Genomic DNA, 14,030 nt, shown 5'->3' with positions numbered 1-14,030 from the left:
AAAAGGGGGCGATTGTACTGCATCCAGGGGGGAGGATTTCACCCCTTGGTCTGTAATGAGAGATGTCCCTTGGTTTTTTAGGGGTATGGCGGGAGCGCTTTGGCGCCTGTGAGATCGAGCGCCGCCCGCGCGGCGCTCGATCTCAACACCGCCGAAAATCCCCCGTCATGCACCAAGGCCCCCATCACACCCCCATCACGCCCCCTGCATCGCCGCCAAAAACTGCCGCACCATCGGCCCAGCATCCCGCCGACACGCCAGCGCCACCGTACTCTCACACACCTCACCCAGCGCCACGAACCTGACCGATGCCGGCGCAATATCGCGCATGCATGCGGGCAACAGCGCCACCCCGAACCCCGCCTGAATCAGCTGCAACTGAGTGGTCTTGCGTGAAACCACCTGGGCCGCCTGCGGGAAAAACCCTGCATTCATGCACAGCGAGGCCGACAAATAGCTCAACCCGCCGCGGTCCCGGTGAGGAATCGAAATGAAGCGCTCGCCACGTAGCTGCTCCAGTTGCACGACCGACGCTTCAGCCAAGGGGTGCCCAGCGGCGACAGCCAGTAATAGAGGCTCGCTGAACAGCTCATGCAGCACCACGCCTTCATGCTGGCGCAGCACCGGCAGCCGCAACAGGCCGATATCCAGCCGCCCAGCGGCGATATCCTCCAATTGCGCCTCCGAGGACTGCTGCGCAATCTCCAGTGCAATCCCGGGGTTGCCTTGCAAGTACGTGCCCAAGCGAGCCAGCAATGGCCCGGTCAGCGGCACGGTGCTGGAGTGGTTCAGGCGCAGGCTGCCTTGCAGGCCGTCGCCCATGTCGCGGGTGATGCGCTCGGCCTGTGCCAGGTCGGCCAGCAAGCGGCGGGCACGCTGCAAAAACGCGTCCCCCGCAAGCGTCAGGCGTGGCAGGCGCGCAGTACGTTCGAACAACGGCGTGCCCAGGTGCTGCTCCAGCTCCTTGATCTGCCGGCTCAGCGCCGACTGGGCGATGTACAACCGCTCGGCGGCGGCGCTGAAACTGCCGCTCTCGGCAATTTCCACGAAGTAACGCAATTGGCGGATCGACGTCATGTCATGCCTTTTCGAGATGGGTAATGGCGCAAAGGCATATTAGTCGGCATGGCTCATGGCTGGCTAACCTTTGCGTGACATCTCAGGAACACACGCCATGCTCACCTCATTGTCCTTTTCCGGCCTCGATTGGCTGCCCATCCTGCTCGGTGTCGGCCTGGCCTACATCGTTTTCGGCATTGCCGGTTTCGGCACTGCGCTGGTCGCAGCGCCGGTGCTGATCCACTTCATGCCGCTGTCACGGATCATCCCGCTGTTGGTGCTGCTGGACTTCGTGGCGGCCTTCGGCAACTTGCTGCCTTCGCGCCGGGATGTGGTACGCGGCGAGCTGCTGCGTCTGCTGCCCTTCATGGCGATAGGGTGCACCCTGGGTGTGGTGTTTCTGTTACGGCTCAAGTCCGACCTGCTGCTGTTGTTGATGGGCCTGTTCGTCAGTGCCTATGCGTTCTATAACCTGGCGGTGAAGGTGCGCCCCGCGACCTTGTCCGGCTTCTGGGCGGTGCCCATGGGCACGGTAGGGGGCTTGTTCGGTGCGTTGTTCGGCAGCGGTGGTTTTCTCTATGCGCTGTACCTCAGTGCTCGCCTGGAGGCGAAAGAGCAGGTGCGGGCTACCCAAAGTGCGTTGATCAGTTGCAGCACGGTGGTGCGCCTGTCGCTGTTCCTGATCGCCGGGGTCTACGCCGACAGCAGCCTGCTGCTGCTCGCTGCCTGCCTGTTGCCGGTGATGTTCGTTGGCTTGTGGGTAGGGCGCCGGCTGACCCTGAAACTGTCCCGCGAGGCCTTTGTGCGCCTGGTCACGTGGCTGGTGCTGGCCAGTGGCTTGGCCATGATCGGTCGCTACCTGAGCCTGTGAGCGGTAGAATTACGGGATTACCGCAGTTCGCAGGTTTGCTTCCTTAATGAACACCCAGAGCATCATCGTCCCCAAGCTTTCCACCGTTCCGGCCAACGAGGCCCGCGCCCGGGCGATCGTACGCTGGCTGGTGCGCGAGAAAATCGTCGAAGAGCAACTCACCACCTGTGGCCGCACCGGAAACCGCATGGGCCATGCCTTGGCCGAAGGTGCGCGCAAGGTTGCCCTGCACCCCGAGAAACTGCCCTTCGGTGAGCAGGCCTGCGGCCTCGAGATCATGCTCAAGCGCTGCATCTATACCCCGACCGAAGGTTTTCTCGAAGAAGCCGGCTGCCCGGAGTGCCGCCGTGAAGTCGGCGAGCCGCTGTTCGAGAGCCTGGAAGAGTGGATGCCAGGGGTCAGTGACAACTTCACCTGCCCGCTCTGTGGCTTCGAAGACGACATCAATGGCTTTCTTTACCTGCAGCCATGTGCCTTTTCCAACCTGGGGTTCATCTTCAACAACTGGGGCGAGGCCGGGTTCACCCAGGCCTTTCTCGACAGCTTCGCCGACTGGCTCGACCAGCCAGTGGCGGTCGTGCAGGTAAAACTGCCAGAACGCTGACCGAAGGCCCTTATTTTGCATTGAGCGGCGCGCCGTGGATGAGTATAATGGCGCGCTTCCATTTTTCCCGCCCGGGAGCCCCCGCGATGCTGCGTATCAGCCAAGAAGCCCTGACTTTCGACGATATCCTCCTTGTACCTGGCTATTCCGAGGTACTGCCCAATGAAGTCAGTCTCAAGACCCGTTTGACTCGTGGCATCGAGCTGAACATCCCTCTGGTTTCCGCCGCCATGGATACCGTGACCGAAGCGCGTCTGGCCATTGCCATGGCTCAGGAAGGCGGCATCGGCATCATCCACAAGAACATGACCATCGAACAGCAGGCCGGCGAAGTGCGCAAGGTCAAGAAGTTCGAGGCTGGCGTGGTCAAGGACCCGATCACCATCGAAGCAGACGCCACCGTGCGCGACCTGTTCGACCTGACCCGCCTGAACAACATTTCGGGTGTTCCGGTGCTGGAGAACGGTGACCTGGTCGGTATCGTCACCTCCCGTGACGTGCGCTTCGAAACCCGTCTGGATGCCAAGGTCCGCGATGTGATGACGCCCAAAGAGCGTCTGGTCACCGTGCGCGAAGGCGCCAACAAGAACGAAGTCCGCGAGCTGCTGCACAAGCACCGCCTGGAAAAAGTCCTGATCGTCGACGACAAGTTCAGCCTCAAGGGCATGATGACCGTCAAAGACATCGAAAAAGCCAAGGCCTACCCGCTGGCCAGCAAGGACGACCAAGGTCGCCTGCGCGTCGGCGCTGCCGTCGGTACCGGCAAGGACACCGGCGAGCGCGTTGCTGCCCTGGTTGCCGCTGGCGTTGACGTGGTGGTGGTGGACACCGCCCACGGTCACTCCAAAGGCGTGATCGACCGCGTACGCTGGGTCAAGGAAACCTACCCGCAAGTGCAGGTGATCGGCGGCAACATTGCCACCGGCGCTGCGGCCAAGGCCCTGGCTGAAGCTGGCGCTGACGCCGTCAAGGTCGGTATCGGCCCAGGCTCGATCTGCACCACCCGCATCGTCGCCGGTGTCGGCGTGCCGCAAATCAGCGCCATCGCCAACGTCGCCGCTGCGCTGGAAGGCACGGGCGTCCCGCTGATCGCCGACGGTGGCATCCGCTTCTCCGGTGACCTGTCCAAGGCCATCGTTGCCGGTGCTTCCTGCGTGATGATGGGTTCGATGTTCGCCGGTACCGAAGAGGCCCCGGGTGAAGTCGAGCTGTTCCAGGGCCGCTCCTACAAGGCCTACCGCGGCATGGGCTCGCTGGGTGCCATGGCACAGGCGCAGGGCTCGTCCGACCGTTACTTCCAGGACTCCTCGGCCGGCGCCGAGAAGCTGGTACCGGAAGGCATCGAAGGCCGCGTACCGTACAAGGGTGCCTTGGCAGCCATCATCCACCAGCTGATGGGCGGCCTGCGTTCGTCCATGGGCTACACCGGCAGCGCAACCATCGAAGAGATGCGCACCAAGCCGGAATTCGTGCGCATCACCGGTGCCGGCATGGCCGAGTCCCACGTGCATGACGTGCAGATCACCAAAGAAGCCCCTAACTACCGCGTAGGCTGAGGCTTCCAGCACTATCAGCATGCGGGGCTGTCACGACAGCCCCGCGTCGTTTCCGATTTCCACTGACGAGATTGAGTCATGGCCCTCGACATTCACGCTCACCGCATCCTGATCCTCGATTTCGGTTCCCAGTACACCCAACTGATCGCCCGCCGCGTGCGCGAGATCGGTGTCTACTGCGAACTGCATCCGTTCGACATGGACGATGAAGCGATCCGCGAATTCAACCCGCGCGGCATCATCCTCGCCGGCGGCCCCGAGTCGGTACACGAAGCCAACAGCCCGCGCGCGCCGCAGGCCGTATTCGACCTGAACGTACCGCTGCTGGGCATCTGCTACGGCATGCAGACCATGGCCGAGCAACTGGGCGGCAAGGTGACCGGTTCCGACCTGCGCGAATTCGGCTACGCCCGCGTTGATGTAGTCGGCAAGAGCCGCCTGCTCGACGGCATCGAAGACCACGTAGACGCCGACGGCGTGCTGGGCCTGGACGTATGGATGAGCCACGGTGACAAGGTCACCCAGATGCCTGGCGACTTCCATGTGCTGGCCAGCACCCCGAGCTGCCCGATTGCCGGCATGTTCGACGACGCGCGCGGTTACTACGGCGTGCAGTTCCACCCGGAAGTGACCCACACCAAGCAGGGCGGTCGCATCCTCTCGCGCTTCGTCCAAGACATCTGCGGCTGTGAAGCCCTGTGGACCCCGTCCAACATCGTCGAAGACGCTATCGCCCAGGTGCGTGAGCAAGTTGGTTCGGCCAACGTCCTGCTGGGCTTGTCCGGCGGCGTGGACTCCTCCGTGGTTGCCGCGCTGCTGCACCGCGCCATCGGTGACCAGCTGACCTGCGTCTTCGTCGACAACGGCCTGCTGCGCCTGCACGAAGGCGACCAAGTGATGGCCATGTTCAAAGAGAACATGGGCGTCAAGGTGATCCGTGCCGACGCCGAGGCGCAGTTCCTGGGCAACCTGGAAGGCGAAGCGGACCCTGAGAAGAAGCGCAAGATCATCGGTCGCACCTTCATCGACATCTTCGATGCCGAAGCCAGCAAGCTGGACAACATCCAGTTCCTGGCCCAGGGCACCATCTACCCGGACGTGATCGAGTCGGCTGGCGCCAAGAGCGGCAAGGCCCACGTGATCAAGTCGCACCACAACGTCGGTGGCCTGCCAGAGGAAATGAACCTCAAGCTGGTCGAGCCGCTGCGCGAGCTGTTCAAGGACGAAGTCCGCAAGATCGGCCTGGAGCTGGGCCTGCCGTACGACATGGTCTACCGCCACCCGTTCCCAGGCCCGGGCTTGGGCGTGCGTATCCTTGGTGAAGTGAAGAAGGAATACGCCGACATTCTGCGTCGCGCTGACCACATCTTCATCGAAGAGCTGCGCAAAGCCGACTGGTACCACAAGACCAGCCAGGCCTTCGTGGTGTTCCAGCCGGTCAAGTCGGTTGGCGTCGTTGGCGACGGCCGTCGTTACGCTTGGGTCGTGGCCCTGCGTGCCGTCGAGACCGTTGACTTCATGACCGCGCGTTGGGCACACCTGCCGTACGAGCTGCTGGAGACCGTCAGCGGCCGTATCATCAACGAAATCGAAGGCATCTCGCGCGTCACTTACGACGTGTCGAGCAAGCCGCCGGCCACTATCGAGTGGGAATGATTTCGCGCCCGGCCACGGCCGGCGTCCGATAGCAGGAAGCTACCAAAAGCCCGCATGAATGCGTAATGATGTTCACTTGAGAATGCCGGGGCCGCAAAGCGGCCCCAATACAGGCGATGGATCACTTAAGTGAACAGCATTACGCATGATTGCGGGCTTTTGCGTTTTACCCAGCGCGTGTATCGACCCTGAGCTGCAAGATCTCATCTCCCGCTTCGTCCTGCTCGCCTGTCGACGTCCAGCCTAGGTGCCGATAGAACCCATACGAGCGCACGTCAGGGTCGCTGGAGCACGCCAGGAACAGCCGCTCGAACCCCAGCGCCCGCAGGTGGTCGACGACCTTCTGCAGCAAGCGCTTGCCGATCCCTTGGCCCTCAAAGGCAGGCAGCAGGGCAAGCACGGTCACCTCGCCACTGTCCTTGTCGGCGAAGCAGTAGCCCACTATCTGGTTGCCCTTGCAGGCCACGAAGCCTGGGCCGCTTCCATCGCGAATGCCGATGCTCCAGGAATCGACGGTGATGCCTAGCGCGCGCAGGTCTTCTTCTGTGAACGCGTTTTCCCGGGTCAATGCCCGCAGGGTCATACACGCTGCGGCATCTTCAGGTACTGCAGGGCGAAAGGTTATGGCTGTCATAAATTCGGCCTCATGTTGAAAGCGCCATTGTGCATATAGGCCAGTCTGCGAGTCTGTGAGCAAACGTAAGCAGCTCAAGGTGTGATGTGCCGCATACCACGCTGCCTCAGCCAAGTATGTAGATCGGAAAGGTGCGCCAGGCGGCGTTGATGGACGGTTGGCCAGTCTGGCCGTTCGATGTAGTAGAAGCGCCCATCCCGCCTGATCAAGGTGCGTCGCAGGCGCATGTCACGGCTGCGGTTAACCAGGTACTGCTCGCCGTTGGCCTCTTCGAAGGTGTAGTCACCTGGCCTGACCAGCATGCTTTCCAGGTCTGGTGACGGTGAGCGCGCAGGGGTTACCGCCGCTTGCAGCCGCAGGTCGCTTTGCAAGTGCCACAGCTTGCCTTTGCTGTCAGCGGAATCCGTGCCGGGGTCGGCCGTGTAGGTATCGACTCCGCCGGCAGGGGTGTCTTCGACCCGCAAGCCAATCGCACCTTCGGTTTCAGCCAGGCCGGTAACGCCATGGAAGTTGTTGGCGTGAGTGTTACCGACTAGCGCAATCCACTTTCCCGGGCCACGCGTAGCCTGGTCAGCGTCGATGATCAGGTGTGCGTAGAAATTCATCATTTGCTGACGCGCTACATCGGACACCGGTTTTGCCCATGCCTGACGATAGCTGGCCATGCAGTCGATGGACTGGATGCGCACGCCGTTTTTGTGTGCTTCAAGCAGTATCCGGCGGAAGGTGTAGCGGCCGGCAGGGTCGGTGTGGTGACCGAAGTCCTGGGCCGTGACATACCGCTCCAGCGCCCTCGGCATCACGCCGCTACGGTTGAACGTGTCGAGGTCCGCTTGTTGGAAATCGGTGGTGAAATGCTCCATATACAGCGTCTTCACTTTCAGCTTGCGCAACTGCCCCATGTTTTCGATTAGCAACCGCTTACTGCCAAGGCTGCTATGCACTTCGCCGACCACGAGGCCGTTGCTGTTTTCATAGATACGTTGCAATACCTGTTTAGGCGTAGTTCCAGCAGGTAATTCAGGTATTGGCGGGCGAGCTGGCACGTCTACCGTGGTCATGAACTGGTTGGCATCGGTCGCCAGTTGCTCACGTAGGGCGCGAAAGCGTTTGATGGCGGCGTATCGTTCAGGGTCGTGAATGTTTTCCCGTGCGCCCGTGATCTCTTCGTCTGCCACGTCTTCAAGTGCAGGGCGCAAGCTGGGGGGGACTTCATAAGAGGTTTCGGCAAGGGCAGGCACGTTCGCCGCCGCTGATGGCCTGCCCCAAATCTTCAATCGTGAGAGCATGCCGCCTTTGAGGCCGCCACGCTCGATGGGGTACCACTGGCCATCGGCTTCAAGGCGGATCGGTTGGTGCTTGTAGAAAGAAAACGGGTTTTCCGGGTCGACGATGGTCCAGGTTTTCAGCTCCGGCACACAGCGCACCTGGTAAGGTTGCTCCTCGACCAGCGCATAAAACTGCCCGTCTTGTGTGTAAATGCCTGCGAAGGTGCCCGAGCCAGGCTCGCCGCTAAGCAGCACATTGGTCTCGAAAGGCTGCAACAGCGCCCAGCGTTCCACTGGCTGGAAGGGCGCTGGTACCCAGGTTTTCACGGCGTCCGCTACGCTTGAAGTGTCTTCGTCGCTGGGTTCGGTTTCGCCAGCAGTGGCGGGTTCTTCTGGCGCTGTGGGGCTTTGTCCTGCACTTGTTTCGCCGCCTGCCTCAGCGGTTTCGCCCAGGTCGGCGAGTGGTTTGCCGGGTGCGCTGAGCAAAAACGTTGCGTTGAACAGCGGCTCGATGGCGGCGAAAATTGCCCCGGTAACGCCTGCTTTTCGTTCGCGGGTGGTGTGCCCGATAATTGCCTGGTCGATGTTCAAGCCCGTTTCGGCGATGCCGGCGCCGACCAGCGCCAACGCCACGGGCCAGTCCACTGCCGCCAGGGGGCCAAACACTTTCAGGCCTGCACTCAGATAGCCGATCCACAGTTGTTTGCGCAAGTCAGCGTTGGAGCGCAGGGAGAAGTGCGCATCATCGATCATCCGCTGTCGGGCTTTGTCGCGCAGCCAGTCGAAGGCGTCCTTATGAATCTGCTGATCGAGGGTGTTGATGCCGGAATAATCATCCTTGCCCCAGCCTTGGTACAACAGATCGACCAGGTGATTGAGGCCGACCTTGCTGTCGCCCTCATCGCGGTCATCGAGGGAGAAGTGCGCCAGGAAGCGTGCCCGGTTATCGGCATGGTTGCAGTTGATGAGTACCCACCAGAACAACGCCTGGTCATCCGCAAAATAATGCAGGCCATCGACGTCGCCAGGTAGGTAGATCAGCTGGCTGCCATCTTTGAGCTGAAAACGCAGGATATCTGTGGCCACATGCCCGCCGATATCGAACGTGCACACGCGCACGCCAGCGCCAGGTACTACCTGTTGTTGCAGCGCTTCCAGTGACGGCGGCCAGGCTGTGTCGCCCGCCAGCGCTTGCACGACATCGCGGCAGTGGCTGGCCAGCGCTGACGCGGGGGCATGTGCGCAGGCTTCCAGTACTTTGCTGAGGAAGTTGGCCTTGGCCAACGTTCGGAAGTGGCCCGCCTGTTTCGACCAGAAAGACGTCAGCCGAGCTTTGAAGTCAACGGCAAAATCGATGCTCCAGAAGTAATCCAGAACGTCCTTGGCCTCGAGCCGGATTTCATTACGCTCGTCGTAGGCATCCCCGCCAGGCCCTTCGGTGTAAAAGCCAACGAGGTAACTCAGCAGGTCGGCGTTGTCCTGGTCGTTGGCATCGAAGCGGTGCATGACCAGTTGGGGCAAGGTCAGCGATTCGTACGGCGGGTCCAGGTGCTGCCAGCCGTTGAAGGTTTTGTGGCTGCTGACGGCGGTGTGAAAGCGGTGCAGGTAAACGTTGTCGGGGTCCAGTGTTGTCAGGCCGTGGCGTTCAAGGACCTGTTGGGCAACTTCGCGGGCCATCTCGCGCATGTCAGGGCAGGCTTCGGTGAGCTGGCGGGCCAGCGTTAGCAGGCTTTGCTGTTCGTTGGAAGTGGGGGTGTGGGAGGGCATCACGTTTGTCCTGGCTGGAAGGATAAACGTCAGTCTCGAAGGAGCACGGGCCATGAAGGCGGTGCATATTGCTTGCCTGAACGGCCAGTAATGGTGGCTTTCACTTAATCTTTCCCATTTGCAGGTGTATCGTATTCGCCCTTCATCGCCAGCCCTGCTGGCAGCTTGATTGCGCCGAACACGAGGTACCCGCACCGATGTCCTTCACCCGTCGACAAATGCTCAAGGGCCTCACCGGCCTGGTTGTGGTAGGCCTGGGCGCCGGAGGCGCAGCGCGGTACTGGCTGGGCAAGGTCGAGGACGAGAATGCCGGGCACGACTACGAGCTGATCGCCGCGCCCCTGGACGTGGAACTGGTGCCGGGCTTCAAGACCGAGGCCTGGGCCTTTGGCCCTTCGGCGCCGGGCACCGAGCTGCGGGTACGCCAGGGCACCTGGTTGCGGGTGCGGTTCATCAACCACTTGCCGGTCGAAACCACCATTCACTGGCATGGCATCCGCTTGCCGCTGGAAATGGACGGCGTGCCGTACGTGTCGCAGCTGCCGGTCAAGCCGGGCGAATACTTCGACTACAAGTTCCGCGTGCCGGATGCCGGCAGCTACTGGTATCACCCACATGTCAGCAGCTCGGAAGAGCTCGGCCGCGGGCTGGTCGGGCCATTGATCGTCGAGGAGCGCGAGCCTACCGGGTTCCTGCACGAGCGCACGCTGAGCCTGAAAAACTGGCACGTGGACGAGCAGGGCGCCTGGCTGCCGTTCAGCATCCCGCGTGAGGCCGCGCGTAACGGCACTGCCGGGCGGCTGATCACCATCAACGGCCAGCCCGACGCGGTCACCGAGCTGCCGGCCGGCCAGGTGGTGCGGGTGCGCCTGCTGAACCTGGACAACACCTGGACCTACCGCCTTAACCTCAAGGGCAACTGCGAGGCAAAGATCTACGCCCTCGACGGCAACCCGGTAACCCCGCGCCTGTTGGAAGACGAGTACTGGCTTGGCCCTGGCATGCGCATCTGCCTGGCCATCCGGATTCCCGAAGCGGGTGAGGAAATTTCCCTGCGCGACGGTTTCGTGCGCCTGGGCACCCTGCGTTCGGTGCCGAGCAACGACGCGCCGAGTGACTGGCCGCCCGCGCTGCCGGCCAACCCGATCGCCGAGCCGGACCTGGAGAATGCTGAAAAGCTCAACTTCAATTTCGAGTGGGCGGCCAAAGTCTCTGTCACCCCTGACCCGAACAAACCATCGAGCCTGTGGCAGATCAACGGCCAGGCCTGGGACATCACCGACAAGACATGCGCCGACCGGCCCATCGCCACGCTGCAGAAGGGCAAGAGCTACATCTTCGAGCTGAAGAACATGACCCAGTACCAGCACCCGATCCACCTGCATGGCATGAGTTTCAAGGTGATTGCCTCCAACCGCCACGACATCAAGGAGCCGTGGTTCACCGATACCTACCTGCTGGGCAAGAACGAGCGGGCCCAGGTGGCACTTGTGGCCGATAACCCGGGCACCTGGATGTTCCACTGCCACGTCATCGACCACATGGAAACCGGCCTGATGGCCGCGATAGCGGTGGTCTGATGCGCCCACACATCATCGATCGCAGCCGCGATCAGGAATTCATGCGCATTGCTCTGGCCCTGGCGGCTGAGGGCGCGGCCATGGGCGAGGTGCCGGTGGGGGCGGTGCTGGTGCAGCATGGCCAGGTAATCGGCCAGGGCTTCAACCGGCCCATTATCGACAGCGACCCGAGTGCGCATGCCGAAATGGTCGCCATTCGGGCTGCGGCCAAGTCGGCGAGCAACTATCGGCTGCCGGGCAGCACGCTGTATGTGACCCTGGAGCCTTGCAGCATGTGCGCGGGTTTGATCGTGCATTCGCGGGTGGCGCGGGTGGTGTACGGGGCGCTGGAGCCCAAGGCGGGTATCGTGCAGAGCCAGGGTCAGTTTTTCGGCCAGGGCTTCCTCAACCATCGGGTGATGGTAGAGGGCGGGGTACTGGCGGAGGAGTGTGGCCAGATCCTCAGTGACTTTTTCAAGGCGCGAAGGGTAAAGAGGGGGGGATAGCAGGTGGCTAACGATACATAGGTTGTTACAGGTTGTTGGTATCTACACAAGTAAGCTTTCCAGCGATGTTTCCGCTCCTGTAGGCGTTCTTCTGCATTTTTAATCCACTGACGATCAGTTCCCCGTTTTCAATATTTCTAAGTTCTGAGAGAGGGATCTTGCTTGTATTAACTGCATCGTCAGTTACCTCGAGTATGAAACGCCAGTCATTTTCTGGACAATAGCTGTAGTCAGATTCTTTTACAGGTCTGTCGCTCCCCAGTTTGATGGTGTTCCCCTTTGATGCATTGCTTACCTTAAAAAAATAAACCTGATCATTGCCGCAGTTGTCACTGCCCCTGTAGGCAGCTTTCCTTCGATATTCTAGGTTCAAAGATGTGCAGGCGCTGTCGGTTGCGTTCTTGTAAAGATGAAGTTTGCCTACGGCCACGGTTGGGTGGCTGGCGTGTGATTCCGCCCTTTTCACTTCTGCTGCCTTGTAATCATCTTTGAGGGGTGATTGTGCCTGTGCGAACCCAGTCAGGCTGAGCAGCCCAAGAAGAATAAGGGGCTTGGTCATGCTTGTCTCCAACACCGTGGTTGTGGAGATGCATCTATAGAAGGGCGGCTGCTAGGCGGCAACTGGCATATTTACCAGTTGCGTAATCGTTAGGTTTTTGCTGTCACATCAGGCGATGTATAACGTTCCAAGCGACTTGAAACGTAAATCGCTTAGGGTGAGGTGCTGTGAACTGACGGATGAAACCGGGAAGGGATTGATGCCGGTCATTCCTGCGAACAGGCCAGTACAGGTTTACATCGGCGGCGACTGCTCTGCCGGCTTGTCCTTGTTTACCCCAGGCACATGCAAGTTGCCCTCGGCCATCTGGCCTTCGAGCTGCGGCTGGGTCACCCAGGTCAGGATGTCGTAGTAACGGCGGATGTTGGCCACGAAGTGCACCGGCTCGCCGCCGCGGGCGTAGCCGTACTTGGTCTTGCTGTACCACTGCTTCTGCGCCAGGCGCGGCAGCATTTTCTTCACGTCCAGCCACTTGTTCGGGTTGAGCTTCTCGCGCTTGGCCAAGGTGCGGGCGTCTTCCAGGTGGCCGCTGCCGACGTTATAGGCAGCCAGGGCGAACCAGGTGCGGTCGGGCTCCTGGATGCTGTCGTCGAGTTGCTCTTTGATCAGCATGAAGTACTTGGCACCACCCTGGATGCTCTGTTTCGGGTCCAGGCGATTGGACACGCCCATGGCCTGCGCCGTGCGCTGGGTGAGCATCATCAGGCCGCGCACGCCCGTCTTGGAGGTGACTTCCGGCTGCCACATCGATTCCTGGTAGCCGATGGCCGCCAGCAGGCGCCAGTCCACCTGTTCGACCTTGGCGTAGCTCTTGAAGTGCTTCTCGTACTTGGGCAGCCGCTGCTGCAAATGCTGGGCGAAGGTATAGGCGCCGACGTAGCCGAGTACGTCGACATGGCCGTAATAGCGGTCTTTCAGGCGCTGCAGGGTGCCATTCTTCTGGGCCTTGTCGAGAAACTCGTTGACCTCGTTGAGCAGGCTGTTGTCCTCGCCGGCCGCCACCGCCCAGCGCTGGTCGCGGGTGTCGCCCAGGTCGAAGGCGACCCGAACGTTGGGGAAGTACACCTGGTTCATCGCCAGTTCGTTGGAGTCGACCAGGGTCAGGTCGATCTGGCCTTCATCGACCATGCGCAGCAAGTCGACCACCTCGACGGCGTCGGATTCTTCGTATTCCAGTCCCGGATACTGCTTTTTCAGCTCAGCCAGCTGGTCGGCATGGCTGCTGCCCTTGAGCACCATGATCTTCTTGCCGACCAGGCCCTTGGCTTCGGTCGGGCGCGAGCGGCCGTTGCGGTAGATGACTTGAGGGGTGACTTCCAGGTACGGGTGGGAGAATTTCGCCTGGGTCTTGCGCCGTTCGCTGCTCACCAGGCCGGCGGCTGCCAGCACCGGGCCGGAGGGCTTGCCCAGCTCGTCGAACAGTTGGTCGAGGTTATCGGCGGTCTCGATCTCCAGCTTTACGCCGAGATCATCGGCGAAATGCTTGACCAATTCGTATTCGAAGCCGGTTTCGCCGTTACGGTCCTGGAAATACGTCGCCGGGCTGTTGCGGGTGATTACGCGCAGCACGCCATCCTCCTTCACGCGCTCGAGGGTGCTGGGTTTTTCAACACAGGCACCGAGCATCAGAAAGAGTCCGGTTGCGATGAGCCATCTGGCGCAGCGCTGGCGCAAAGCAGTGTGGGCGAACATAGCTTGCAGTATACGCAAAGGACAGGCGGCGCCATATCTCGACAACAGATAGCTTGTCTGGTAGCGGGTTCTGTGTTCAGGGTGTTTGCCGTTAGGGGTGTTTGCCGTTAGAGGTGTGCCGCCTGGCAGATCGAGCGCCGCGCGGGCGGCGCTCGATCTCACAGGCCATAAACCTCTTGAGGCAAGCACCCGAAATATTGACCCGCAAGTCCGGTTCCACCGCCCGACAGGCGCGGCGTAGAGCAGGTGCCGAAAGCCGCGGAATTAGGCTAGAATGCACGGCCTCTAAGCACACCCCT

Annotated in this window: 11 protein-coding genes; 6 read left to right on the top strand and 5 right to left on the bottom strand. The window is 61.2% G+C overall.

Features of this window, described 5'->3' with window-relative positions; all coding sequences use genetic code 11:
* Positions 1-195: 195 nt before the first annotated feature.
* Positions 196-1,077 carry a LysR family transcriptional regulator gene (locus MFF34_RS26260; protein ID WP_238217434.1) on the bottom strand — a complete coding sequence of 294 codons (882 nt, stop codon included), beginning with the start codon at positions 1,075-1,077 and terminating at the stop codon, positions 196-198.
* A 97-nt stretch (positions 1,078-1,174) separates the two neighbouring features.
* Between MFF34_RS26260 and MFF34_RS26255 the strand changes: the two genes are divergently transcribed.
* The 4 genes from MFF34_RS26255 (at position 1,175) to guaA (ending at position 5,746) form a co-directional block, all read left to right on the top strand.
* Positions 1,175-1,930: a sulfite exporter TauE/SafE family protein gene (locus MFF34_RS26255; protein WP_099453061.1), complete on the top strand. Its 756-nt coding sequence runs from the start codon at positions 1,175-1,177 to the stop codon at positions 1,928-1,930.
* A gap of 46 nt (positions 1,931-1,976) precedes the next feature.
* Positions 1,977-2,534: a sugar ABC transporter ATPase gene (locus tag MFF34_RS26250; RefSeq protein WP_238217432.1), complete on the top strand. Its 558-nt coding sequence runs from the start codon at positions 1,977-1,979 to the stop codon at positions 2,532-2,534.
* A gap of 86 nt (positions 2,535-2,620) precedes the next feature.
* Entirely contained in the window at positions 2,621-4,090 is a 1,470-nt protein-coding gene (guaB, locus tag MFF34_RS26245; protein WP_027595680.1) for an IMP dehydrogenase, read from the top strand.
* Positions 4,091-4,168: 78 nt separating this feature from the next.
* The gene (gene guaA / locus MFF34_RS26240; RefSeq protein WP_027595681.1) at positions 4,169-5,746 is read left to right on the top strand and encodes a glutamine-hydrolyzing GMP synthase; all 1,578 of its coding nucleotides are present in this window, start codon (positions 4,169-4,171) and stop codon (positions 5,744-5,746) included.
* A gap of 166 nt (positions 5,747-5,912) precedes the next feature.
* On the opposite strand, the gene MFF34_RS26235 is transcribed toward guaA, so the two are convergent.
* Positions 5,913-6,380 (bottom strand): GNAT family N-acetyltransferase, encoded by a 468-nt coding sequence (locus tag MFF34_RS26235; protein WP_238217431.1) that lies wholly within the window; start codon positions 6,378-6,380, stop codon positions 5,913-5,915.
* A gap of 74 nt (positions 6,381-6,454) precedes the next feature.
* Positions 6,455-9,415, bottom strand: a complete 2,961-nt coding sequence (locus tag MFF34_RS26230; RefSeq protein WP_238217429.1) for a membrane-targeted effector domain-containing toxin — start codon at positions 9,413-9,415, stop codon at positions 6,455-6,457.
* A 197-nt stretch (positions 9,416-9,612) separates the two neighbouring features.
* Between MFF34_RS26230 and MFF34_RS26225 the strand changes: the two genes are divergently transcribed.
* Both MFF34_RS26225 and tadA read left to right on the top strand, forming a co-directional pair.
* Complete coding sequence (locus tag MFF34_RS26225) at positions 9,613-10,995, top strand: multicopper oxidase family protein (RefSeq protein WP_186703535.1); 1,383 nt, start codon at positions 9,613-9,615, stop codon at positions 10,993-10,995.
* On the top strand, positions 10,995-11,480 hold the full coding sequence (gene tadA, locus MFF34_RS26220) for a tRNA adenosine(34) deaminase TadA (protein WP_027595685.1): 486 nt from the start codon (positions 10,995-10,997) through the stop codon (positions 11,478-11,480). Before MFF34_RS26225 ends, tadA begins: the two co-directional genes overlap by 1 nt.
* Before the next feature lie 25 nt (positions 11,481-11,505).
* On the opposite strand, the gene MFF34_RS26215 is transcribed toward tadA, so the two are convergent.
* Positions 11,506-12,039, bottom strand: a complete 534-nt coding sequence (locus MFF34_RS26215) for a hypothetical protein (RefSeq protein ID WP_238217427.1) — start codon at positions 12,037-12,039, stop codon at positions 11,506-11,508.
* Between the two features lie 234 nt (positions 12,040-12,273).
* Entirely contained in the window at positions 12,274-13,731 is a 1,458-nt protein-coding gene (mltF, locus tag MFF34_RS26210) for a membrane-bound lytic murein transglycosylase MltF (RefSeq protein WP_027595687.1), read from the bottom strand.
* Positions 13,732-14,030: the final 299 nt, after the last annotated feature.

The sequence above is a fragment of the Pseudomonas sp. PAGU 2196 genome (assembly GCF_022179005.1).
Classification (GTDB): domain Bacteria; phylum Pseudomonadota; class Gammaproteobacteria; order Pseudomonadales; family Pseudomonadaceae; genus Aquipseudomonas; species Aquipseudomonas kermanshahensis.
Note: the sequence above shows the minus strand (reverse complement) of the source record. Positions and strands in the feature narration are given on the sequence as shown.

Excerpts from the sequence above, each read along its gene's own strand:
- guaB (WP_027595680.1), top strand. The coding sequence starts at position 2,621 with ATGCTGCGTATCAGCCAAGAAGCCCTGACTTTCGACGATATCCTCCTT.
- MFF34_RS26215 (WP_238217427.1), bottom strand. The coding sequence starts at position 12,039 with ATGACCAAGCCCCTTATTCTTCTTGGGCTGCTCAGCCTGACTGGGTTC.
- MFF34_RS26260 (WP_238217434.1), bottom strand. The coding sequence starts at position 1,077 with ATGACGTCGATCCGCCAATTGCGTTACTTCGTGGAAATTGCCGAGAGC.
- MFF34_RS26255 (WP_099453061.1), top strand. The coding sequence starts at position 1,175 with ATGCTCACCTCATTGTCCTTTTCCGGCCTCGATTGGCTGCCCATCCTG.
- MFF34_RS26230 (WP_238217429.1), bottom strand. The coding sequence starts at position 9,415 with ATGCCCTCCCACACCCCCACTTCCAACGAACAGCAAAGCCTGCTAACG.
- guaA (WP_027595681.1), top strand. The coding sequence starts at position 4,169 with ATGGCCCTCGACATTCACGCTCACCGCATCCTGATCCTCGATTTCGGT.
- tadA (WP_027595685.1), top strand. The coding sequence starts at position 10,995 with ATGCGCCCACACATCATCGATCGCAGCCGCGATCAGGAATTCATGCGC.
- MFF34_RS26235 (WP_238217431.1), bottom strand. The coding sequence starts at position 6,380 with ATGACAGCCATAACCTTTCGCCCTGCAGTACCTGAAGATGCCGCAGCG.
- mltF (WP_027595687.1), bottom strand. The coding sequence starts at position 13,731 with ATGTTCGCCCACACTGCTTTGCGCCAGCGCTGCGCCAGATGGCTCATC.
- MFF34_RS26225 (WP_186703535.1), top strand. The coding sequence starts at position 9,613 with ATGTCCTTCACCCGTCGACAAATGCTCAAGGGCCTCACCGGCCTGGTT.
- MFF34_RS26250 (WP_238217432.1), top strand. The coding sequence starts at position 1,977 with ATGAACACCCAGAGCATCATCGTCCCCAAGCTTTCCACCGTTCCGGCC.